The organism is Spirosoma sp. 209 (genome assembly GCF_002006735.1).
Taxonomy (GTDB): Bacteria; Bacteroidota; Bacteroidia; order Cytophagales; family Spirosomataceae; genus Spirosoma; species Spirosoma sordidisoli.
This window is the reverse complement of sequence record NZ_MVEC01000009.1, coordinates 486,763-509,715: the sequence shown is the minus strand read 5'-3', so window position 1 is coordinate 509,715 and position 22,953 is coordinate 486,763. Positions and strand designations below refer to the sequence as shown.

Here is a 22,953-nt window from a genome sequence, read left to right as displayed (position 1 = left end):
TTGGGATAGGATAAGCGCTGAAGGCATCTAAGTGCGAAACCGGCCCCGAGATGAGTCATCCGGTATAAAGGGGCGTTGGAGACGACGACGTTGATAGGCGGCAGGTGTAGGCACAGAGATGTGTTGAGCTGAGCCGTACTAATGGCCCCGGACGCGTGTGCTTCGCTTTGTCTGAAATTATTGATAACCTGATTGTATTGTTCAAAAGTCTCTCTAGGCGTTTTAGACTGTCTCTTCTTCCTGTAGGGTTAAAGAATAAATCATTAGACCATATCAGCCTTAGGGCTGATGAAGGTTGACGAACAACAAGCAGGTTGGTGCTGGTAAGGCGGGTGAACACCTCTTCCATTCCGAACAGAGCCGTTAAGCCCCGTACTGCCGATGGTACTGCTGTCACAAGTGGGAGAGTAGGAAGGTGCCACCTGCTGTTATTAAACGCGAAAGCCGTTACCCGATCCGGGTGACGGCTTTTTGCATGTAAAACAATGAGGAGATCAATACACCTGATCCCAGAATTCTTTAATTCTAAACAGAGCTTCGTCAACCGATTCGGCAACGATAAGCAATGCTCTGTTTTCAGCTTTTAGAAAGCCATCGATAACGCACCGGTCAAGTTGCTGTAGCATCAAATCATAATAGCCGTTCACGTTTATGACGACAATCGGTCCGTCATACAACTTTAGCTGACGCCAGGCCAATATCTCGAACAGCTCATCGAAGGTGCCGTAGCCACCCGGGAGCGTAATAACGCCTTTGGCCAGCTGAACCATCTTGAACTTACGTTCGTGCATGGTCTCCACAAAATGTAGTTCGGTGAGGGTGTTGTGCGCAACTTCGAGTTCTGCCAGGAAATTTGGTATTACGCCCGTCACTTCTCCGCCATTCTGCATAACTGCATCGGCCACATTACCCATCAGGCCAAAGCCGCCACCGCCATAAATGAGCCTGATGTTGAAAGCCGCCAGCTTCTCACCCAATTCGATGGCTACTTCTTTATAAACTGAGTTGGTTCCGGGGCTTGAGCCGCAATAAACAACGATACTGTGCATAAAATAAGGGCTGTGTTTGCGTCCAGCCCGTTGAGAGTTGATAGGATAATGGTTAAATAAGCTGATCCGAAAGAGTTTCAAGATCGATTCCTCCAAACGTGCCCGAACTCATGAACAAGAAAGCGTCGGCCTTCTCGCGCTGACTGGAAAGGTAAGACTCCAGATCAGCCGGGTCGGTTAATACAGTCAGATCAGGCCGTTCAAAGGCGACCTTTACGTCGTCAGGACTGATGGGCGAAAGCTGCTTGATGGCAAACGTGTTGGCGTCGAAATAGACAACGGCTGTATCTGCGGAGTCCAGACTTCCTTTGTATTGGCTTAAAAACGTTTTGTTGAGGCTGCTGTACGTGTGCAGTTCAAAAGCGGCCAGCAGGCGTTTATTGGGAAACTGTTGCTTTACGGCTTCTGTAGTTGCTTCTACTTTGGAAGGTGAATGGGCAAAGTCGCGAAAAAAGATTCGATTGCCATTCTGGGCAATTTTCTCGAGCCGGTGAGCCGCTCCTTTAAACGAAGAAATTGCTTCGTAGAACTGATCATCTGTAATACCAATCTGATCCAGTACCGTCAGGGCACCAGACAGATTTTTCATGTTATGCTCGCCGAAAATCTGCACCGGAATTTGCTTTCCCTGTCGGGTAATCAGAAAGGTTGCTCCGTCGACAATTGTATGCGGGTGGGCCTGGTAAGGAATTTCGTTAACGTCGGCCCGCTCCTTCTGACCAATGACATCGAGCATATCGTCAGACTCGTCGAAGATCAAAATACCACCTTTTGGCATGGCTTCGGCCAGCATTTCGAACTGATCGACATAAAGCTCCCAGGTCGGGTATAGATTGACATGATCCCAGGCAATACCGCTGATCAGCGCAATGTGGGGATGATAATGCAGGAATTTAGGTTGAGAATCGACCGGTGATGATGCGTATTCATCGCCCTCAATCACAATGAGAGGGGCATCTGCAGAAAGTTTGGCCATCGTTTCGAAGCCATCCAGCTGCGCGCCTACTAGATAATCGAACTGCCGGTTGTGGTACTTCAGTACGTGAAGAACAATCGACGTTATGGTTGTTTTACCATGGCTGCCCGCAATGACCACCCGCTGTTTCTGCTTACTTTGCTGATAAATGTATTCCGGGTAAGAAAAGATGGGCAACCCCATTTCCTGGGCTCTAACCAGTTCCGGGTTATCTTTTCTGGCGTGCATGCCAACGATAACGGCTTCCAGTTCAGCATGGATTTTTTCCGGAAACCAGCCAATTATGGCTGGTAACAGACCCTGTTGCTGCAATCGGGAGCGGGATGGTTCGTAAATCTCGTCGTCGGAGCCGGTAACGATGTAGCCCTGTTGATGAAGTGCCAGCGCGAGGTTATGCATGGCGCTGCCACCAATCGAAATAAAGTGTATTGATTTAGACATTCCGTATAACGGTCGGTAAACAGGCAAAAGTACGTTTTTTCGATGTCAATACTCGGCATGGGTATCGACAGGCATCGGTGTGATTATGGAAAAACGAATTTGCTGACCTGTTGTTATCAAACCGCTTTGTGGCCGGGCAGAAGGCTGTCGCATGTTGCGCAATCATTAATTTTAGGCCTGTGTCGAATCAAACCCCCGCATTTTTCGTTGACTATCTTGCACGCGTGTTGGTCTTGGAAACCCCATTTTTATTAGCCAGTTTCGCGCCTGTTTTTTGAACCACAAACCGCTTCAGCGGACAGCCCATTTTATGCGATAATCGGAGGGATGAAGACATACTATGACCTCATTGATCAGACATTTGAGTTCCCTACGCGGGAGTTCAATGTTGAGAACAACCAATTGATGTTCAATAATGTCCCCTTGATGGACATTGTCAAAGAGTACGGTACGCCCCTGAAGCTGACCTACCTGCCTAAAATCACGGAGCATATTGAACACGCCAAGCTGCTGTTCAAAAATGCCATGAAGCGGTATAATTACAAAGGGAACTATACGTACTGCTACTGCACGAAGTCATCCCATTTCCGATTTGTACTCGACGAGGTTCTCAAAAATAATGTCCATCTCGAAACGTCTTCGGCCTATGATGTTCCGATAATTCGGGAACTTTACAAGGCAGGCAAGGTGAGTAAGAGCACCTATATTATTTGTAATGGTTACAAGCGGCCGCTCTATACGCAATATATCAGCGAACTACTGAACGAAGGATTCACGAACTGTATTCCCGTTCTGGATAATCTGAAAGAGATCGAAGCCTACGAGAACTCGGTTACGGCCGAAACCGTCAACTTCGGGATCCGGATCGCTACAGATGAGGAGCCGAACTTCGCCTTTTACACCTCGCGGCTAGGCATTCGCTACAGCGATGTGAACGAACTGTACCGTAGCAAAATCGCGACTAACGAGCGGTTCAAGCTGAAAATGCTTCACTTCTTCATCAATACGGGCATTAAAGACAGCGCGTATTACTGGAGTGAGCTAAGCCGGTTCATGTACAAATACTGCGAGTTACGGAAGATGTGTCCAGACCTCGATTCTGTCGATATCGGGGGGGGCATGCCTATCCAGACTTCGTTCCAGTTCACGTATGACTACCAGGCCATGATTGATCAGATTGTGGAGAGCATTCAGTGGATCTGTAACAAGAACAATGTACCGGTTCCGAATATTTTCACCGAATTTGGCTCCTATACCGTCGGCGAAAGCGGTGCTGTTATCTATAAAGTGATCGATCAGAAGCTCCAGAACGATAAAGAGCTGTGGTACATGATCGACGGTTCGTTTATTACCCAACTGCCCGACTCGTGGGGCCTGGGGCAGAAATACATTATGCTGTCGGTTAACAACTGGGACAACCCGTACCAGAAAGTGAACCTCGGCGGTCTGACCTGCGACTCTCACGACTTCTATAATACCGAAACTCACAGCGCTGACCTGTACCTGCCCATTTTTGATCAGGATGCCGAAGACCAGTACATCGGTCTTTTCCACACAGGTGCCTATCAGGAGTCGCTGGGCGGCTATGGTGGTATTCAGCACTGCCTCATTCCGGCCCCGCAGCACGTCATTGTCGACAAAGATGACGAGGGCAACCTACGGACCCGCCTGTTTGCGCCGGAGCAGAATAGTGAGGTAATGCTGAAAATACTGGGCTACGGCGGTGCCGAACCGGGTATGACCGAACTGGAGGCAACAGAAGCTGCCGAAGAACGCGAAGAAGAAGCTGAACTCGTACGGGACGATACCTGACCGATAGGCCGGTGGAGACGAAAGTCTTTCGTTTCCACCGGCTGGCGTGGTACGTTTTTTGTACGATTCAGATGCTTAGTTTCGTTAATCATCTGACCGCAATAGAGATTCAAACGACCATCTTATTCATGAAAAAACTACTGATTTTGGGCGCTCTGCTAGCGACAGTATCGCTGGGATCGTGTGCGCGGAAAGCCAACTGTCCTGCCTACGGAAGCGTGCAGAAGCCCGCGTCGGCGCAGCAGGTACGGGCCTAGTGACAAGACATTGTCGATTTGCCGCCAATCAGATAGCCTAGGCTGCCTGGTTGGCGGTATTGCTTTTGTGGGCTACCTCAAGAACGAAGCGCGAAGCCTCCAGCAGGTTAGGCGCGCAGCCGTCGCATTCGGGGGTTAGCTCGGGCGAATGGGCAATACGAACGGTGCGTACGCCTACCCGGCGGCCGGCCTGCATATCGCGCAAAGCATCCCCGATCATCCACGATTCGTTGGGGATGATGTCATACTTGGCCATGGCTTTTTCAAGCAACAGAGAACCAGGCTTGCGGGTCAGCGATTCAGAGTCGTAGTTCGGATGATGGGGGCTGTAATAAATATCGTCGATGAGATGATCACAGCGCTCCTGAAGATAATGATAGCAGGCCATCACATCGTCGCGCGTGTAGAGACCCTTGGCAATGCCGGCCTGGTTGGTAATTACAATGAGCAGATAACCCGCTGCTTTAAACGAACGCAGTGCCTCCGGAACGCCTTCAGGTATGATGAAGTCTTCGACCCGATATACGTAGTCAGTTCTGTCTTCATTCAATACGCCGTCACGATCTAAGAAAATGCACTTGTTCATCATTATACCATTTGTTGATGGGTCAATTATACGACTATTCTTTTATTTACTTGAAATATTACGCGAAAAATCTCTATTAAACTTATACTACGAACTTCGGCCCGGTACTCGTTCTGCGGGTACCGGGCCGGAGTTCGGTCGCATGGTCTAGGCCACCAGATCACGCAGACGCTGCTCCAGCGCGTGAATTTTTGCGTCGGCATCGGCCAGTTTCTGCCGTTCGCGGTCAACAACTTCGGGTTTTGCGTTAGCCACGAATTTCTCGTTTGACAGTTTCTTCAAAATCGACTCGCGGAAACCCGTCAGGTAGTCAAGCTCCTTGCGGGCGGCTTCTGCTTCCTGTTCCATGTCGATCTCGCCGGCTATGTTGACGAAGAACTCATCGCTTTTCAGCAGGAACGAGACCGAATCGGCCGAGCGTCCTTCGGCGGTTTCGTCCAGATAGCTGATGGTCGATACGTTCGCCATCTTTTCAATCAGAGGCTCCAGGGACGCGAACCGGGCCGGGGCCGCTGTCTTGATCGCCAGCGGCAGTTCGGTTTTAGGAGAAATCTGTTTTGTATTCCGAATGTTTCGAACGTTCGTGATAATCTCGAAAAGCGTTTCGAAATCAGACAGAATCTGCGCGTCGACCGCAGCGGGCTTCGGGAAGCTGGCTACGCATATACTGTCGCCGGGTTTCCTTTCTCTGATTTCCTGCCAGATTTCTTCGGTAATGAACGGCATGAACGGATGGGCCAGTTGCATGAGTCGCTCGAAGAAATCGATCGTAGCATTGTATGTAGGGGCGTCTATGGGCGTTGCGGTGCCCGTAGACACGTCGAATGCCGGTTTGATAAGTTCGAGGTACTGCGAGCAGAAATCATCCCAGATGAGCTTATAAATAGCCTGCAGAGCGTCCGAAATCCGGAACTTGCTGAAATCGTCCTCAATCTGAATCAGCGTGGCGCTCAGCTTGGCCTCGAACCACTGGATGGGTAGAGATGCAAAGGCCGGGCTGCCGGGCGGTTGCGTCTCCTGATCGGCCGAGTTTGGCTGGCGCGAATGAGACGCAACGGATTGCGTCTCTACGACCGTCCATCCTTTCACGAGCCGGAAGGCGTTCCAGATTTTATTGCTGAAGTTACGGCCCTGCTCAACCAGCTTCTCGTCGAACAGCAGGTCGTTACCAGCGGCCGAGCTAAAAAGCATGCCCGTCCGGACTCCATCGGCACCAAACTGATCGATCAGGTCGAGCGGATCGGGCGAGTTACCCAACTGTTTCGACATCTTGCGGCCGAGTTTGTCGCGGACCATACCCGTGAAATATACGTCTTCGAAAGGACGTTCGCCTTTGAACTCATAGCCTGCCATAATCATCCGGGCAACCCAGAAGAAGATAATGTCAAAACCGGTAACGAGCGTATTGGTCGGGTAATAGTAGTCCAGATCGTTCGGGCCGGCCTTGGGTTCGTCGGGATTGCCGGATGGTTTAAACACCGACATGGGCCAGAGCCACGACGAAAACCAGGTGTCCAGCACATCTTCATCCTGCGTCAGGTCAGCCTCGGTCATAGCGAACAGGAGTCGCTCGTGCTGTACCTTTTCCAGCGCTTCGTGCTTGTTGCGGGCCACTACATAGGTGCCGTCCTGCAGGTAGAAAGCCGGAATCCGTTGTCCCCACCACAGCTGGCGGCTGATACACCAGTCGTGCGGGTTTTCCATCCAGGACCGGTACATGTTCTTGAACTTGGCCGGGTTGAGCTGAACCGTATCGGACAGTACGCTCTCGAGAGCTGGCTTCGCGATCTCGTCCATCTTCAGGAACCACTGTAATGACAGTTTGGGCTCAATAACGGCTCCGGTCCGCTCAGAGGTGCCTACGTTCGACTTGTAGTCTTCCGTTTTTTCCAGATTACCGGACTCTTCGAGGAGTTTGATAATGGCTTTCCGGGCCGCGAAACGATCCTGGCCAACCAGAATCTGGGCTTTCTCGTTGAGGGTGCCGTCGTCGTTCAGAATGTCCAGTACGGGCAAGTTGTATTTGATTCCGAGGGCATAGTCATTCGGATCGTGAGCCGGGGTTACCTTCAGGCCGCCCGTTCCAAAGTCCATCGTTACGTACTCATCTGTGATGATCGGAATCTCCCGGTTGATGAGGGGAATAATGGCTTTTTTACCGTGGAGGTGTTTGTAGCGCTCGTCGTTGGGGTTTACGCAGATAGCCGCGTCGGCCATGATGGTCTCGGGCCGAACGGTAGCAATCGTGATGGAGTCCTGGTCGTTACTGCCCGCTATATCGTAGCGGATATAAACCAGTTTCTGCTGAACTTCTTTTGTAATGACTTCCTCGTCCGATACGGCCGTGAGCCCCTGTGGGTCCCAGTTAACCATACGAACGCCCCGGTAAATTTTACCTTTCTCGTGGAGGTCTACAAACGTATCGATGACCTCATCGTAGAGTGCAGGCTCCATCGTGAAGCGGGTCCGGTCCCAGTCGCACGATGCACCCAGTTTACGGAGTTGCTGCAGAATGATGCCGCCGTATTTGTGGGTCCATTCCCAGGCGTATTCCAGAAACTGCTCGCGGGTCAGATCGTGTTTGTTGATACCGCGTTCTTTAAGCATCGCCACGACTTTGGCTTCGGTGGCAATACTGGCGTGGTCGGTACCGGGCACCCAGCAGGCGTTTTTGCCTTCCATGCGCGCCTTCCGAATCAGCACATCCTGAATTGTGTTGTTGAGCATGTGGCCCATATGCAGGACACCCGTCACGTTCGGGGGCGGAATAACAATGGTATACGGCTCCCGTTCGTCTGGCGTAGACTTGAAAAATTGGTTATCAAGCCAGTATTGATACCATTTTTCTTCGATGTCTTTAGGATTGTATGTCTTGGCGATCATAAGTCATTCGGAGTAAGCGCAATCCAGACCAACTGCACCTGTGGTTAGGCCGGATACTAGCCGATCTGGTAGGCAGAAGCACAAAATTAGCTAAATTGAACAGGGCTAAAAAACGAAACCCGGGCCTGGGCAGTTTCAAGGCTACACTTCATTAGAATACGTATGGAATTTGGAAAGGTACATAACCTCGACGCGGTCAATTTTTCGCTTCCGCCGGGGGCTGCGTTCAACGCCCGTATCTGGGCCGCCGTAGAGCCTAGTGCGCGCCCGCAGGTCTATATTGGCGGACCAATCTGGGCCAACAAAGATTACGTGGGCAAAATATATCCCTCTACCGCCAAAGAACGCGATTACCTGCACCACTATACCCGCCAGTTCAACACCATCGAGCTAAACCTGACCCATTACCAGATTCCGACGGCGGGCATGATCGGGAAGTGGAAACAGGAAGCTACCCCCGGGTTCACCTACTGCCCAAAATTTCCGCAGATCATCAGCCATGAGCGGCAGCTGGTGGCCACCGAAGCGCTGACTGATGAGTTTGTCAACGCCGTACTCGGCCTCGAAGAATTTTTGGGTATGCCGTTTCTGCAACTGCCGCCCTCGTTTGGACCGGAAAAATGGCCGGTGCTGGAAGCCTATCTGAAAAGCCTGCCCGACGAACTCGATGTGGCGGTGGAGTGTCGCCATCCGGACTGGTTCCGAACGGCAACCTGGAACCAGACGCTCGAACAGCTTTACCTGCTGCGCCGACACGTGGTTATGACCGACGTAGCCGGTCGGCGCGACGTTCTGCACATGGGCCTGAGCAGCCCGGTTCTGACGCTTCGGTTCATTGCTAACGAAGGCCACCCCACCGACTATAGCCGGGTCGACGCCTGGGTACAGCGGCTCAAAGCCTGGTTCGACAAGGGGCTGCAAACGGCCTATATCTTTGTGCACGGCGGGGCCGACAACGATACCGCGCCCGAACTGATTCTGTACTGGACCCGTCAGCTGAACCAGCATTGCGGACTGAACCTGAAAGAGCCCGTGCTGCAGCCAAAAGTGGTGCAGGGTAGTCTGTTTTAGGTAGTCAGGCCGGGCTGGTGTGGTAACTAACTGAGCATGAACAGGCGTTTAGAGCGCAGAGACAGCCAGATTTGGGAAACGCTTCGTATTTTCCCGAATGAAACAGGTGTTACTTCTATCTATCGCACTGGCGTGTTCGGGTGCTTTCGCCCAAACGCTGACGACGGCTCAGTTGCAGGCCATTACCCAAAAGCACGTTCGGGCTTCGTTTTCTGAGCTGGATGCGCTGCTGAGTATTCCAAACAACGCCCACATCGACGGGCAGATGCAGCCGAACATCGACTGGCTCCGGCGGGCTTTCGAGCAACGCGGCTTCCAGGTGTCTACCCTGTCTACCCCCACCAATCCGCTGGTACTGGCCGAGAAAAAAGCACCCGCTACCCGTACCGCCAGCCCCGCCGGCATCCCCAAAACACTGCTGCTCTACATGCATTTCGACGGGCAACCCGTTGTGCCGAGCCAATGGCAGCAAGCCAACCCCTACCGGCCTGTGCTCAAAGAACTGGGCGAAGACGGCAGCTGGGCACCCATGGACTGGAGTAAGCTCCAGACGAACTACAACCCCGACTGGCGCATTTTCGGCCGGTCGTCGTCCGACGACAAAGGACCCATTGCCATGCTGCTGGCGGCCCTGACCGCGCTCGAGAAAGAAAAAATACCCCAGCGCTATAACCTGAAAGTGATTCTGGACAGCGAGGAAGAAATCGGTTCTCCGCACCTGGCCAGTACCGTGCTGGCTAACAAAGAAAAACTGGCTGCCGATCTGTTGCTGGTGATGGACGGTGGGCGGCACCTGTCTAACCTGCCAACCCTGATTTACGGCTGCCGGGGTATCACAACCGTTACGCTGACCACCTTCGGACCGCGCGGCCCGCAGCATAGCGGCCACTATGGCAACTACGCGCCCAACCCGGCTCTCCGGCTGGTTCAGTTGCTGGCGGGTATGAAAGACGAGGACGGACGCGTAACCATTCCCGGCTATTACGACGGCATTACGATCGACGAAAAAGCCGCTAAACTACTGGCCGCGGTACCCGACGATCCGGCGCAGATTGCAAAAACCGTGGGCATAGCCGCGCCCGACCGGGTGGGGCGTAACTACCAGGAAGCGCTGCAATACCCGTCGCTGAACATCCGGGGGCTGCAAAGTGCCTACGTAGGTAAACAGGCCGGCACGGTTATTCCGGACCGGGCCATTGCCGAGCTGGACCTGCGGCTGGTACCCGAAACCGACCCGGCCCGGCTGGTATCGCTGATTCGTACCTATATCGAAGGAAAAGGATTTCGAGTGCTGGACCATGAACCGACAGAAGCCGAACGCATGCAGTACCCGAAACTAATCCAGCTGAAAGCCAGCGGAGAAATGCTGCCGTTCCGCACCGAGATCGGTATTCCGGAAGATGTCTGGCTAACCCGGGCTATGGTACGGGCTTTCGGACGCGAACCCGTGAAGATCCGGATGACGGGCGGGTCGGTGCCGATCGTGCCGTTTCTGCGAACGCTCAACATACCCGCCATTCACGTACCGATGGTCAACCTCGATAACAACCAGCACGCGGCCAACGAGAACCTGCGGGTTGGCAACTACGTAGAGGGCGTCACGACCTGGCTGGCTATCCTGACAAACTAATCAGCCTAGGTAAACCACGGCTACCGTTTGCTTTGTGCGCCGGAAATGAAGTATATTTGCTCTATGATTACCACGAAGACAGCGCGTTCGCACCATCATCACGTTCGGCCATAGCCGCAGAACGGGGTGCTACTGTTTTTGTGATTTGTTTTGACTGATTGTTCATACAGATACACACAAAGCCCGGTTCTGATCCAAGAACCGGGCTTTTTTTAATGGATAATGAATAATGCACAATGAATGATGAGATAACAGCTGTTCATTATCCATTATTCATTGCCAGGGGCTGCCATGAAAACTGTTATCATAAAATACAACGCCGGCAATGTGCAGTCGGTCATGTTTGCGCTCGATCGGTTGGGGGCGCCTTACCTGCTGACCGACGACGAGGCTGAGATTCGATCGGCCGACAAGGTTATCTTTCCGGGCGTGGGCGAGGCCAGTACCGCCATGGCTTACCTGCGGCAGCGAGGCCTTGACCAGCTGATTCCATCGCTGAAACAGCCCGTGCTGGGTACCTGTGTGGGTATGCAGCTCATGTGCCGTTACTCCGAAGAGAACAACACGACCTGCATGGGTATTTTCGATATCGACGTACGGCGGTTTCCGGCTGAACCCGGCTTCAAAGTGCCCCATACGGGCTGGAATAACATTCACTCGATGCGCGGCCCGCTCACGAATGGTCTGGCCGACAACGCCTATGTCTACTTCGTGCATAGCTATGCGGCCGATGTATGCGCCGAAACAACGGCCGTCTGCAACTACGTTCGTCCGTTCAGTGCCATGCTGCATCGCGATAACTTTTACGCGGCCCAGTTCCATGCCGAAATCAGTGGCGACGTTGGGCAGCGGATTCTGGAGAACTTTCTCAGTTTATAGAAGAAAGAAAAAAGATAGTAGAAGAAAGATGTTCTTTTTCCGCTCTTTTTATGTCTTATTCTTTTTCTCTAAAACCATGCAAGCACACAACTTCAGAGAACTAGAAGTTTGGCAGTTAGCCCGCGGACTCGTAAAAGATATTTATGGGCTCACGGCTCGTTTTCCCGCCAGTGAGCGGTTTGGGTTGACATCACAGCTAAGACGCGCTGCAGTGTCGGTACCATCCAACATTGCCGAAGGTTCTGGACGATCTGATAAAGATTTTGTTCGGTTTTTGGCGATAAGTTTATCCTCGGCTTACGAAGTGGAAACACAACTTATTTTGGCTTGTGATCTTCAGTTCGTTCATCAGACAGAGGTAGAAAAACTCATCGCCAATGTTCAGGAGATACAACGAATGATTTACGGTTTGCAAAGAAAGCTGACAAGAGGCTTTTTACATTCACTCTGGCTACCGTTGCCAATTCTAAGCCGAACATTCGGTCGATATGGTATCTTTCTTCTTACGTCCTTCTTTCCTCCAAATTGATGTATATCATTCCCGCAATTGACCTCATTGATGGTAAAGCCGTTCGGCTCACCCAGGGCGATTATCGCCAGAAGAAAGAATACAACGCCCGTCCGCTGGAGGTGGCCCAGCAGTTTGAAGATGCCGGCCTGACGCGCCTGCACCTGGTAGACCTCGACGGAGCCCGCGAAAAACGGGTTATCAACTGGAAAGTACTGGAACAGATTGCGGCCAAAACCCGGCTCCACATTGATTTTGGCGGGGGCGTACAGTCGGACGACGACTTGCGGGTGGCGTTTGAGTGCGGGGCCAAACAGGTAACGGGCGGTAGCATTGCCGTAAAGCAGCCCGACGTGTTTGAGCGCTGGCTGAGCCGCTTCGGCGCCGACAAAATCATTCTGGGGGCCGATGCCAAACATGAGAAAATAGCCGTTAGTGGCTGGGAAGAAGGTACCGAGCTTTGGGTCTATGATTTTGTGGATAACTATGTGGATAAAGGGGTTAAGTATGTGATTAGCACCGATGTATCGAAAGACGGGTTATTGCAGGGACCATCGTTCGATCTGTACCGGAACCTGCAGGATCGGGCGCCGGATCTGAACATCATTGCCAGCGGGGGCGTCAGCAACATGCAGGACATCGAAACGCTGGCCGACATGAATCTGTTTGGCGTCATCGTTGGCAAAGCGATCTACGAAGGGCGGGTTACGCTGAAAGAACTAATGCTGTTCAGCGGTCTTTAAACGTACGGAGTATGCGCCAGGTCATACGTATAGGCTTACTCCTTCTTATCGGCCAGACGGGCTGGGCCGGGGGCGTTGTCGACGACTCTGTCAAGGCCTCGGCCCGGTTTGAGCATTTAGCCCAACAAGTGGGATTACGCGATTTGAGGTTGAAACCGGCCGAGTATCAGGTGCGTATCTGGATAAACGAATCGCTCACGTACGGCGATGCGGACGAGCTTTATGTCATCGATAAGAAGGAGACGGGCTTGTTTTTGTCACATTATGCTTTACAGTGGCGCCAGAATACGATCAAAAAAGCCCGTCGGCTTGTCCATAAGCAGGTTGCAGATACCCTTGTCTGGCAGCAGTTGTTGGCCGATGACCTGCTGACTCTACCCGATCAATCGCTTCTGAAAGACAACATCAATCCTAAACCAAACCCACGCGACACCACGGTGAGGGTAAGTGTACACTCAGACAGTGGCGTTACCATAAGGGCAAAAAAAACAGAACCACGGGCTATCATGAGCGACGGGGTCAACTATCGGTTCGACATCGTATCGGCCAATACCCGAAGGAGTTATACCTACCACTGTCCGGTCGGTTACGCCGGTGTTAAGCCACGGGTAGTAGAGTTACAGAAAGTGGTTTCGCTGCTGAAGCGAATCTTTACCCTTTTTGATACGCCAACGTCGTCTCTTTGTGCTGTCGATATACCTCAAACCCGGGTTACTGTATGATAACTGACTACACCATCAGCACCGACAAAAGCCGGCTGAACGTGCCGCTGATCCGGGAGTTTCTGAGCCAGCAGTCGTACTGGGCTAAAAACATACCGCTCGACATCGTGGAGCGGTCCATCGCCAATTCGTTGTGTTTCGGCGTTTACCAGCATGGGCAGCAGGTCGGTTTTGCTCGGGTAATTACCGATCAGGCTACGTTTGCTTACCTCTCTGACGTGTTTATTCTGCCCGAACACCGGGGCAAAGGATTGTCGAAATGGCTCGTGCAGACCATATCGGACTGGCCCGAACTGCAGGGCCTGCGCCGGTGGATGCTCGCTACCCGCGATGCGCACTCGCTTTACGAACAATTTGGCTTCAGAGCGATCGATAACCCCGACTTCTTTATGCAGCGCAAGCTGATCGAAACGTACTGACACATGCTAACCAAACGCATCATTCCCTGCCTCGACATCAAAGACGGGCGCACCGTAAAAGGCACCAACTTCGTTAACCTCCGCGACGCAGGTGATCCGGTAGCTTTGGCGGCCGTATATGCCGAGCAGGGCGCCGACGAGCTGGTTTTTCTGGATATTACCGCCACCGTAGATGGCCGCAAGACACTGATCGATCTGGTTCGGAACGTGGCGCATACCATCAATATTCCCTTTACGGTGGGGGGGGGTATTTCGTCAGTTGCCGACGTATCGGCTCTGCTCAACGCCGGCGCCGACAAAATTTCGATCAACTCGTCGGCCGTCCGGAACCCGGCCCTGGTCGATGAACTCGCGCTGGAGTTCGGGAGCCAGTGTATCGTTGTCGCCATCGACACCCGCTGGATCGAGGTCGCTGAAGGGCCCGCTACCGGCGGATTTGGCTCACCGTCCTACGACCACGTCGTACACACCCACGGCGGGCGCAAGCCTACCGAGCTGCGTACCCTGGCCTGGGCCAGAGAAGTAGAGGAGCGGGGGGCGGGCGAAATTCTGCTTACGTCCATGGATACCGATGGAACCAAAGCCGGTTTCGCGCTCGAGCTGACGGCGCAGATTTCGGGCGTGGCCAATATTCCGGTTATTGCCTCGGGTGGGGCCGGTACTATGGATCACTTTGTCGATGTGTTTACCAGCGGCAAAGCCGATGCCGGCCTGGCAGCCAGTATTTTTCACTTCAAAGAAATCGAGATTCCGGCTCTCAAAACCTACCTGCGCGCCAACGGTATCGAGATGAGGTTGTAAAACCCGGGTTGCGAATCAAGGCCGGTTTAGAACTTAAAGCCCAGATCGAGCGAAACGACCCGGTTTTTGGACGTAAGCTGACTACCTCGTGCTACGTCGAACAAACCGCGCTGGTAGCTGACGCCCAGGTTGAACGCGTTGGTATCGTTGATTTTATACTGGACCCCGGTGCCGAGCAGCAGCTCAACATCACCGAAGCCGTACTGCCGCCGGTCGCCACCGCTTTCGGCCTGGTATAAGCCGTTGCGTTCGGTTTGCAGGGCGCGTTCGGCTACTTTCAGACTCAGCAGCCCGCCCGTCTGTACGTACAGCCGGATACGGGGCGCAATGTTGTTGGCGAACATTTTTACCGATACCGGCACCTGCAGATACTGGAGGTTATAGAGAGATTCTTTGTAAGGCGCGCCCGGTGTGAAGCGAGACTCGCCGAAAGACCCTGGCATCTGAAAGCCAGACCGTTTGATGGTATACCACAAGCCACTGCTGAACGCGTAGCGGTCCTTGAAGAAAAAATAATCGAGAGAAGGGCCAACGCTCATCCGGGCGCCAATGCCATTATCGAGAAAGCCGGCATAGCTGCCCTGCCCTTCGGCCGTGTTCAGATTGAGCGAGGGCGCAAACCGGATGCTCATCTCGATCAGTTTGTTGGGCCGGGCATAATCGGGGCCGGTGCCGTCGTACTCGGCCGACTGCTGCGGCTTCCGTTTCCGGCGTCGGCGACGTTCTTCGTCATAGGCTTCTTCGTTATCTGACCGGCCGCGCTGCGTACGCTCATCATACTGATCGCCGAGAATCTTGCGGAATCGCTTGTCCGATTCTTTCGAGAAACTGTCTCGGGGACGGGTAATGTTCTGGCGCGATACGGACTGACCGAAGGCGGTAGCTACCAGCAGCGTCAAAATCAGGCTGATCCCTGCAACTTTTTTCATAATTTTGCACGTTTTCAATAAAGAAAACAAACGATTTTGATGCGATACTGGGCAGCCCTCATCGGGCTTTTTTGTTTGGTTTATCTGACTTCGTGTACTAAAAACGAAGAAGTTACGCTAGTTCGGCTCGACCGGCAATTGTTTTCCAGTCCGTTGCCCGATAGTATCCGGGCTTTTCTGAATCGCAACCCGGCGGTGGCTCAATTGTACTTTAACGCGAATGAGACCACAACTGATACAGCGTTGGTCCGCGAATTGAGCAACCGGATCGCCAACCCCGCCCTGAACGAACTCAATAAGCAGGTTCAGCAGGAGTTCGGCGACATGACCGACCTGCAAAACCAGCTGGCCGAAGCTTTCACGAATATACGTAAAGACTTTCCCGATTTCCGGAACCCCAAAGTGGTTACCCTCGTAACCGGCTTCATGGGACCCGACCTGGTCGTTACCGATAGCCTGATCGTGATCGGGATCGACTACTTCGCGGGGCCAACCGCAACCTATCGGCCCCAGGGTCCACAATTTCCGGCCTACATTTTACGACGTTACCAGAAAGACTATATCGTACCGGCCATCGTCTTTGCCATTTCTGACAAATACAACGCTACAAACCGGGCCGACCAGACCATGCTGGCCGATATGGTATACTATGGCAAAGGGTACGTATTCACCAAAACCATGCTGCCCGACGTGGCCGATAGTCTGGTCATCGGCTATTCTGACAAACAACTGACCGAAACGTTTAATGCGCAGGATATCGTCTGGGGACATTTTATCGATAATCAACTGCTTTACCAGACTAATCCGGCCATAAAACAGCGATATTTGAACGAACGGCCCTTTACAGCCGAAATCGGGCAGGGCTGCCCGGGGGCGATTGGGCGCTGGCTGGGCTGGCGCATCGTAGGACAGTATCACGATGAACACAGTAGCGTTGGCATTGCCGAACTGATGCGCAACGCCGATGCCCGCCAGCTGTTTGAACAGTCTGGCTATAAAGGTCAAAAAGAATAATCGGCTGGCGGTTTAGGGGAGCAGGCGGCTGGCATACCGACAACCAATCGGGCTGTCTGCCGAATTTCATAAACCGAAGACCGTAAACCGTTTTTATAATGGCAAAACGCGGACGAAACTTTGGCGAGGACGCCAACGAAGAAGACAAGAAAAAAGTAAACCGGGAAAGCCTCCAGAAAGCACTGCGGGTGTTTCGGTTCGTGCGGCCGTACCGGGCGCAGTTTGCCATGGGGTTCATCTTCCTGGTGTTATCGACCCTGACAACCCTGAGTTTTCCGGCCCTGATCGGGCAGGTAACGAGCGTTATTCAGGGTAAGTCGGCCTTTACGCTGGGGCAGGTCATTCTGATCTTTGGTGCCATTCTGGTGCTGCAGGCCATCTTCTCGTTCTTTCGAATTTATTTCTTCGCGCAGGTCAGCGAGCGGTCGATGGCTGACGTCCGGCGCGAAGTGTACAGCAAGATCGTGACGCTGCCAATTCCGTTCTTCGAAAAACGGCGCGTTGGCGAGCTGACAAGCCGGATCTCGGCCGACGTGTCGCAACTTCAGGATGTGTTGTCCATCACGCTGGCCGAACTGTTCCGGCAGGTGGCTACGCTGGTGGGCGGTACACTGTTTATTCTGTACGTGTCCTGGAAACTGACGCTCTTCATGCTGGCCACCTTTCCGGTCATCATTGTAGCGGCCATGATTTTTGGTCGGTATATCCGCAAACTGTCGAAAGAAGCGCAGGATCAGCTGGCCGCAGCCAGTGTCATCGTTGAGGAAACCCTCCAATCGATCAACATTGTAAAAGCGTTTACCAACGAGCGCATCGAAATTGGCCGTTACGGAGCTGCCCTGCAGAAGATGGTCGGCACGGCCCTGCGTACCGCCCGTTTCCGGGGGGTATTCGTTTCGTTTGTCATCTTCGCCATGTTCGGCGGTATCATGGGCATTGTGTGGTACGGCGGTAGCCTGGTGCAGTCGGGCGAAATTCCGTTTGCCGATCTGCTGACGTTTATCTTCTACACGGCTTTTATCGGCGGCTCGGTAGCGGGCATCGGCGATATGTACGCGCAGGTGCAGCGAACCCTCGGGGCTTCGGACCGGATTCTGGAGATTCTGGAAGAGGAGTCGGAAGTGGATCCGCGCGAAGAGCTACCGCTGTTTGTACCGGTACATGGTCACGTACAGTTCAAAGACGTTCGGTTCTCGTATCCATCCCGTACGGATGTAGCGGTGCTGAAAGGCATCTCGATCGATGTGGCCGCCGGGCGTAAAATTGCGCTGGTGGGGCAGAGCGGAGCCGGTAAGTCGACCATCGTGCAGCTGCTGATGCGCTACTACCAGGTCGGCAGCGGACAAATCACCGTCGACGGCCGGGATCTGAGCAACTTCAACATCACCGAACTACGCCGGAACATTGCCGTTGTGCCGCAGGAAGTCATGCTGTTTGGCGGTACTATCCTAGAAAATATTCAGTACGGAAAACCCGGCGCTACCGAAGCCGAAGTTCGGGAAGCCGCCCGTAAAGCCAACGCGCTCGACTTTATCGAATCCTTTCCGGAGGGCTTGCAGACGGTTGTGGGCGAGCGGGGCGTTAAGCTCTCGGGTGGGCAGCGGCAACGGATTGCCATTGCCCGGGCCATCCTGAAAAATCCGGCTATCCTGATTCTGGACGAAGCAACTAGCTCGCTCGACGCCGAATCGGAGCGGCTCGTGCAGGAAGCCCTCGACGAACTGATGCAGAACCGGACGACCATCATCATTGCCCACCGGCTGGCCACCATCCGCAAAGTAGACCGGATCTACGTCATGCGCGAAGGCCAGGTGGCCGAGCAGGGCACCCACGACGAACTGGCTGCCTACGAAGACGGCATCTATGCAAACCTGGTTAAATTGCAGTTCGAGGTGCTCGATAATGACTAATGAATGAATACGGTAACCGGATTGTTTACTCCATGTAGACTTGCTTCATTTACCGTATTCAGTCTCTTTACCTAACGCCATGAATGCCGCGCAAACCTTAAAAGTGTTTAACCTACGCCATACCGCGGGCCGCGAACAGGTGCTCAATCTGTTTCTGAACGCTGGTCATGCGCTGGCCCATAATGACGTAGAAAACGGGCTCGGCCCGGACCACGACCGCGTAACGGTATACCGTACCCTGCGGACGTTCGTCGACGCCGGACTTATTCATAAGGTGCTCGACGACGAGGGTGGAACCAAATACGCCCTTTGCCGCGATGCCTGCGCCGATGGTCATCACCACCACGACCACGTTCACTTCAAGTGCGAAGCCTGCGGACAAACGACCTGCCTCAACGAAGTCCGGATTCCGACGGTGTCGCTCCCGACGGGCTACGACCGGAAAGAAATGAATCTGCTCATTCAGGGCGTGTGTCAGGATTGCAACAAATAATGCGGGCTCAGACCCATAATCCGTAGAGAAACAGCGGCCCAGCGGTCGTGTTACCGAATGCCCAGGAATACATTTAGTAAGCGACAACAGGAATTCATACAGGTTCAGCAAGCCGCCCAGCGCCAGTATAATCAGCTGGCTATCGGGCGGCTTATTTGGTTTATCAGCGCCGTGGTAGCCGTTTGGGTACTGGCCAGAGCCGATCAGTCAGCCGCTGCGGTGGTGGTTCTGGTCGTTGGGCTGGCCGGGTTTCTGGTTCTGCTCAAACGACATCAGGCCGTCCGGCGCGACCGGGATCTGGCCCGCAAAAAAGCGTTCATCAACCAGGATGAACTGGCCCGGCTCGATCGTCAGTACCTGCGCACCGACACCGGCGACACCTTTGCGCATACGAACCACCCGTATACTCATGACCTCGATATTTTTGGTAAGCACTCGCTGTTCCGGCTGCTGAACCGGACCCATACCTACGAAGGCCGGCAGAAACTGGCAGCCTGGCTGCAAACCCCCGCCCCCGCCGACGTTATCCGACTCCGTCAGCAGGCAACGGCCGATCTGCGGCCTGAGATCGATTGGCGGCAGCAGGTCGAAGCCCTGGCCGATCTGGAAGAAACCATTGGCCGCTCACCCGAATCGCTAATTCAGTGGGGCGCCGGTAAAGGACCTTCGCTGCCCGGCTACCTGGCGATTGTCCGGTTCCTGCTGCCGGCAATAACGGCCGCTGTATTCATAGCCTGGCTGTTGGGCTACCTGCCCGGTTTAGCCGTTCTGGCCGCGCTGGCCGTACACACTCTCGTGTTGAGCCAGCTATCGGCCCAGGCCAAAGAAGTGAGTGAGCAAACGTTTGCGCTCTCGGTAGCGCTCCGGTCGTTTCAGCAGCTGTTTGCGCAGGCTGAGCAGGCTCCCGGCCAGTCTGTACGGATAGCCGCTGTCCGGCAGGCATTAAACACCAACGGGAACCGGGCCTCGCAGGCGATTGGTCAGCTAGCCCGGCTGACCGAAGGGCTAAACTTCCGGCGTAATCCGTACTTCTACCTGCTGTTTGGAGTGGCAAGCCTGTGGGACATCCATTACCTGTTCCGGCTGTCGGCCTGGCAGGCGCAGTACGGCCCCCATCTGGGACGCTGGTTCGAAGCACTGGGCGAGCTCGAAGCGCTCAATAGCCTGGCCGGATTTGCCTACGCGCATCCAGCTTACACCACCCCCGACATAGCAGACGGAGACGCCACGCTCAGGCTGACCCGAGCCGCTCACCCGCTGCTACCACCCGACCGGAGTATTCCCAATTCGCTGGCGCTGGCGGGTTCCGGAAAAACGGTGCTCATAACGGGATCGAACATGTCAGGCAAGAGTACCTTTCTGCGTACGGTAGGCGCTAACGTCGTGCTGGCGCTGGCGGGTGCGGTCGTAAGCGCCGACTCGTTTACGGTTTCGGTTGTACGGGTGTTTACGAGCATGCGCACGCAGGACTCGCTCGAAGAAAGCACCTCATCGTTCTACGCAGAGCTGATCCGGCTGCAGACCCTGATTCGGCTCACGCAGCAGTCTTCAGGAACACCGGTCCTGTATTTCCTCGACGAAATTCTAAAAGGAACCAACTCCGCCGACCGGCACCGCGGGGCCGAAGCGCTCATTCGTCAGCTCCACCGCACCAGCGCGTTCGGGTTCGTATCGACGCATGACCTGGAGCTGGGGCAGCTCACCGATGCGGCCGGGTTCGTGAGCAACTACCATTTTCAGTCCGACATTCAGGACGGCAAGCTCATCTTCGACTATACCCTGCGGGATGGAATCTGCGAGAGTTTTAACGCCAGTCAGCTCATGCAGGCAATTGGTATTGAGATGAATGCTGCGCTCGGTACGGCCAGCAATAAGCCGTAGTGGCTGTTTGTGAAGGAGTTGCGGTAAGAATTGCCCTCTTTTATCTTCGAATTAGTCAAAACATCCCTTGCTTTCACTTGTTAGGCTTTTAGAAAGTCGTATCTTTGCTAAGTCGAAAAACAGTATGCATGCATACTGTTTTTTGGGAAAATCGGAGAGAGGGTGACAACGAAAAAAGCCTTCCCGACAACGGAAAGGCTTTTAAGTGTGGTGATGGACGGAATCGAACCGCCGACACAAGGATTTTCAGTCCTTTGCTCTACCAACTGAGCTACATCACCGGGTTGCGCTGAACTGCGAACGTGGGTGCAAAAGTACGGGTTTGTCGGCCTTTTGCAATACTTGTAACGGAATATTTTTTAAGTAAGTCCTGGTTGAGCGTTTAGATTGCTGACTATCAGGCAAGGTTGCTCTGAAATACACATGGAAATAATTCAGCAAATTTTGTTCGTAGCCGCCCTGGCAGTTACGGCCTGGTACATAACCAAACGCGTGAAGCTTATAGCCCGCGCTATTAACCTCGGTCGGCCCGAAGACCGCACCGATAACGCTGCCGAACGTTGGAAAACCATGTTGCTGGTTGCCTTTGGCCAGAAGAAGATGTTCACCAATCTGCTGGTCGGCATAATGCACTTTGTGATCTACGCCGGGTTTGTCATCATCAACCTCGAGATTCTGGAGATCATTCTGGATGGGGTGCTGGGTACGCACCGGCTGTTTGCGCCATATATCACTCCCGTTTACCCGATCCTGATCGATGTGTTCGAAGTACTGGCGTTCGGCGTGCTGGCCGTATGCGTCGTGTTTCTGACGCGCCGGTTTGTGACGCGGGTAAGCCGCCTACAGGCCGGCCGACACCGGGAACTGCGCGGCTGGTCGGTTCCTGATGCTACCATTATCCTGACAGCCGAGATCGTGCTGATGATTGCCTTCCTGACTTGGAATGCGTCAGATAGTGTACTGCGCGACCGGGGGGTTGGCCACTATGGCGAGCTGCAGGGCGTGGTGCCCGATTTCCTTATCAGCCAGTATCTGAAACCGCTGTTTACCGGATTTAGCGATACGGCGCTGGTAGCCTACGAACGCGGGGCGTGGTGGCTGCACATTCTCGGCATCCTGGCCTTTGCGGTATATGTAACCTACTCGAAACACCTGCACATTGCACTGGGCTTTCCAAACGTCTACTTCTCAGATCTGCAACCCAAAGGCGAAATGCAGAATATGCCCGAGATCACCAAAGAGGTGCAGCTGGCACTGGGTTTACCGCTTACGACCGAGGCCGATGGGTCGCAGGAGAATGATAATGGGCAGCAGCCGGCTGAAGTTGGTCGCTTTGGCGCCAAAGATGTCCATGACCTGAAGTGGATCAACCTCATGAACGCCTACAGTTGTACCGAATGTGGTCGCTGTACGGCCGCCTGTCCGGCCAATATCACCGGCAAAAAACTATCGCCCCGCAAAATCATGATGGACACCCGCGACCGGCTCGAAGAGATTCAGCGCGGCTGGCAAACCCAGGGCGACGACTATAAGGATGACAAATCGCTGCTGAACGATTACATCACGGCCGAGGAGCTGAACGCCTGCACCACCTGCCAGGCCTGCATTAACGCCTGCCCCATCAATATTAACCCGCTTGATATCATTCTTCAGTTACGCCGGTATCGGGTAATGGAAGAGTCGCAGGCCCCCGCTTCCTGGAACGCGATGTTCAGCAACATCGAGAACAACATGGCGCCCTGGAAGTTCTCGCCCGGCGACCGGTTCAACTGGGCCGATCAGGTTAACGAGTCTGTAATTAAATAAACCGGATACACCCATTCGGTTTGCTCCAGTATGCGCCGTTGGTTTGTGCGTTCTGCGCTTCACCGTGGTCCGTGTCCTCACGGACCTCTCAGGCGTCAGCAAACCATCCGGACAAGTGGTCCGTGAGGACACGAACCACGGTG

General features: G+C 53.7%; 20 protein-coding genes, 1 tRNA gene and 2 rRNA genes. 17 read left to right on the top strand and 6 right to left on the bottom strand.

Features of this window, described 5'->3' with window-relative positions; translation table 11 throughout:
- Both B1C80_RS17495 and rrf read left to right on the top strand, forming a co-directional pair.
- Positions 1–163 (top strand): 23S ribosomal RNA (locus B1C80_RS17495); the annotation flags it as partial.
- Positions 164–313: 150 nt separating this feature from the next.
- Positions 314–424: ribosomal RNA gene (rrf, locus tag B1C80_RS17490) — 5S ribosomal RNA — on the top strand.
- A 70-nt stretch (positions 425–494) separates the two neighbouring features.
- Here the strand turns inward: rrf and B1C80_RS17485 are convergent.
- Both B1C80_RS17485 and murC read right to left on the bottom strand, forming a co-directional pair.
- Positions 495–1,049, bottom strand: coding sequence for a TIGR00730 family Rossman fold protein (locus tag B1C80_RS17485; RefSeq protein WP_077922468.1), 555 nt, complete (start codon positions 1,047–1,049; stop codon positions 495–497).
- 52 nt (positions 1,050–1,101) lie between these two features.
- Positions 1,102–2,466 carry a UDP-N-acetylmuramate--L-alanine ligase gene (murC, locus tag B1C80_RS17480; protein WP_077922467.1) on the bottom strand — a complete coding sequence of 455 codons (1,365 nt, stop codon included), beginning with the start codon at positions 2,464–2,466 and terminating at the stop codon, positions 1,102–1,104.
- 327 nt (positions 2,467–2,793) lie between these two features.
- Between murC and B1C80_RS17475 the strand changes: the two genes are divergently transcribed.
- Both B1C80_RS17475 and B1C80_RS28890 read left to right on the top strand, forming a co-directional pair.
- Positions 2,794–4,278 (top strand): arginine decarboxylase, encoded by a 1,485-nt coding sequence (locus B1C80_RS17475; protein WP_077922466.1) that lies wholly within the window; start codon positions 2,794–2,796, stop codon positions 4,276–4,278.
- A gap of 128 nt (positions 4,279–4,406) precedes the next feature.
- Positions 4,407–4,535, top strand: a complete 129-nt coding sequence (locus B1C80_RS28890; protein WP_255376576.1) for a hypothetical protein — start codon at positions 4,407–4,409, stop codon at positions 4,533–4,535.
- Positions 4,536–4,572: 37 nt separating this feature from the next.
- Here the strand turns inward: B1C80_RS28890 and B1C80_RS17470 are convergent, their stop codons facing one another.
- On the bottom strand, positions 4,573–5,121 hold the full coding sequence (locus tag B1C80_RS17470; RefSeq protein WP_077922497.1) for an HAD-IIIA family hydrolase: 549 nt from the start codon (positions 5,119–5,121) through the stop codon (positions 4,573–4,575).
- A 147-nt stretch (positions 5,122–5,268) separates the two neighbouring features.
- Positions 5,269–8,004: a valine--tRNA ligase gene (locus B1C80_RS17465; protein WP_077922465.1), complete on the bottom strand. Its 2,736-nt coding sequence runs from the start codon at positions 8,002–8,004 to the stop codon at positions 5,269–5,271.
- A gap of 162 nt (positions 8,005–8,166) precedes the next feature.
- Here B1C80_RS17465 and B1C80_RS17460 point away from each other — a divergent pair, with 162 nt between their 5' ends.
- The 8 genes from B1C80_RS17460 (at position 8,167) to hisF (ending at position 14,777) form a co-directional block, all read left to right on the top strand.
- Positions 8,167–9,075: a DUF72 domain-containing protein gene (locus B1C80_RS17460; RefSeq protein ID WP_077922464.1), complete on the top strand. Its 909-nt coding sequence runs from the start codon at positions 8,167–8,169 to the stop codon at positions 9,073–9,075.
- A gap of 97 nt (positions 9,076–9,172) precedes the next feature.
- The gene (locus B1C80_RS17455; RefSeq protein WP_077922463.1) at positions 9,173–10,705 is read left to right on the top strand and encodes a M20/M25/M40 family metallo-hydrolase; all 1,533 of its coding nucleotides are present in this window, start codon (positions 9,173–9,175) and stop codon (positions 10,703–10,705) included.
- Positions 10,706–10,996: 291 nt separating this feature from the next.
- Complete coding sequence (gene hisH / locus B1C80_RS17450) at positions 10,997–11,584, top strand: imidazole glycerol phosphate synthase subunit HisH (RefSeq protein WP_077922462.1); 588 nt, start codon at positions 10,997–10,999, stop codon at positions 11,582–11,584.
- Positions 11,526–12,113, top strand: a complete 588-nt coding sequence (locus tag B1C80_RS17445; protein WP_236648820.1) for a four helix bundle protein — start codon at positions 11,526–11,528, stop codon at positions 12,111–12,113. Before hisH ends, B1C80_RS17445 begins: the two co-directional genes overlap by 59 nt.
- Positions 12,113–12,835 carry a 1-(5-phosphoribosyl)-5-[(5-phosphoribosylamino)methylideneamino]imidazole-4-carboxamide isomerase gene (gene hisA, locus B1C80_RS17440; protein WP_077922461.1) on the top strand — a complete coding sequence of 241 codons (723 nt, stop codon included), beginning with the start codon at positions 12,113–12,115 and terminating at the stop codon, positions 12,833–12,835. The genes B1C80_RS17445 and hisA overlap by 1 nt, the downstream gene beginning before the upstream one ends.
- 11 nt (positions 12,836–12,846) lie before the next feature.
- Positions 12,847–13,557, top strand: coding sequence for a hypothetical protein (locus B1C80_RS17435; RefSeq protein ID WP_077922460.1), 711 nt, complete (start codon positions 12,847–12,849; stop codon positions 13,555–13,557).
- Entirely contained in the window at positions 13,554–13,976 is a 423-nt protein-coding gene (locus B1C80_RS17430; RefSeq protein WP_077922459.1) for a GNAT family N-acetyltransferase, read from the top strand. Before B1C80_RS17435 ends, B1C80_RS17430 begins: the two co-directional genes overlap by 4 nt.
- A 3-nt stretch (positions 13,977–13,979) precedes the next feature.
- Positions 13,980–14,777 carry an imidazole glycerol phosphate synthase subunit HisF gene (gene hisF, locus B1C80_RS17425; protein WP_077922458.1) on the top strand — a complete coding sequence of 266 codons (798 nt, stop codon included), beginning with the start codon at positions 13,980–13,982 and terminating at the stop codon, positions 14,775–14,777.
- 26 nt (positions 14,778–14,803) lie between these two features.
- On the opposite strand, the gene B1C80_RS17420 is transcribed toward hisF, so the two are convergent.
- Positions 14,804–15,706 carry an outer membrane beta-barrel protein gene (locus B1C80_RS17420; RefSeq protein WP_077922457.1) on the bottom strand — a complete coding sequence of 301 codons (903 nt, stop codon included), beginning with the start codon at positions 15,704–15,706 and terminating at the stop codon, positions 14,804–14,806.
- A 39-nt stretch (positions 15,707–15,745) separates the two neighbouring features.
- Between B1C80_RS17420 and B1C80_RS17415 the strand changes: the two genes are divergently transcribed.
- From B1C80_RS17415 to B1C80_RS17400, 4 genes are all read left to right on the top strand, one after another.
- Positions 15,746–16,720, top strand: a complete 975-nt coding sequence (locus B1C80_RS17415) for a gliding motility protein (RefSeq protein WP_077922456.1) — start codon at positions 15,746–15,748, stop codon at positions 16,718–16,720.
- Positions 16,721–16,818: 98 nt separating this feature from the next.
- Positions 16,819–18,630 carry an ABC transporter ATP-binding protein gene (locus B1C80_RS17410; RefSeq protein ID WP_077922455.1) on the top strand — a complete coding sequence of 604 codons (1,812 nt, stop codon included), beginning with the start codon at positions 16,819–16,821 and terminating at the stop codon, positions 18,628–18,630.
- Between the two features lie 79 nt (positions 18,631–18,709).
- A complete protein-coding gene (locus B1C80_RS17405) occupies positions 18,710–19,123 on the top strand; it encodes a Fur family transcriptional regulator (protein ID WP_077922454.1) in 414 nt (137 codons plus the stop codon).
- A 57-nt stretch (positions 19,124–19,180) separates the two neighbouring features.
- Positions 19,181–21,004, top strand: a complete 1,824-nt coding sequence (locus tag B1C80_RS17400; RefSeq protein ID WP_077922453.1) for a DNA mismatch repair protein MutS — start codon at positions 19,181–19,183, stop codon at positions 21,002–21,004.
- 208 nt (positions 21,005–21,212) lie between these two features.
- Here B1C80_RS17400 and B1C80_RS17395 read toward each other — a convergent pair.
- Positions 21,213–21,285: transfer RNA gene (locus tag B1C80_RS17395), tRNA-Phe, on the bottom strand.
- A gap of 142 nt (positions 21,286–21,427) precedes the next feature.
- Here B1C80_RS17395 and B1C80_RS17390 point away from each other — a divergent pair.
- On the top strand, positions 21,428–22,810 hold the full coding sequence (locus tag B1C80_RS17390) for a 4Fe-4S dicluster domain-containing protein (RefSeq protein ID WP_077922452.1): 1,383 nt from the start codon (positions 21,428–21,430) through the stop codon (positions 22,808–22,810).
- Positions 22,811–22,953: the final 143 nt, after the last annotated feature.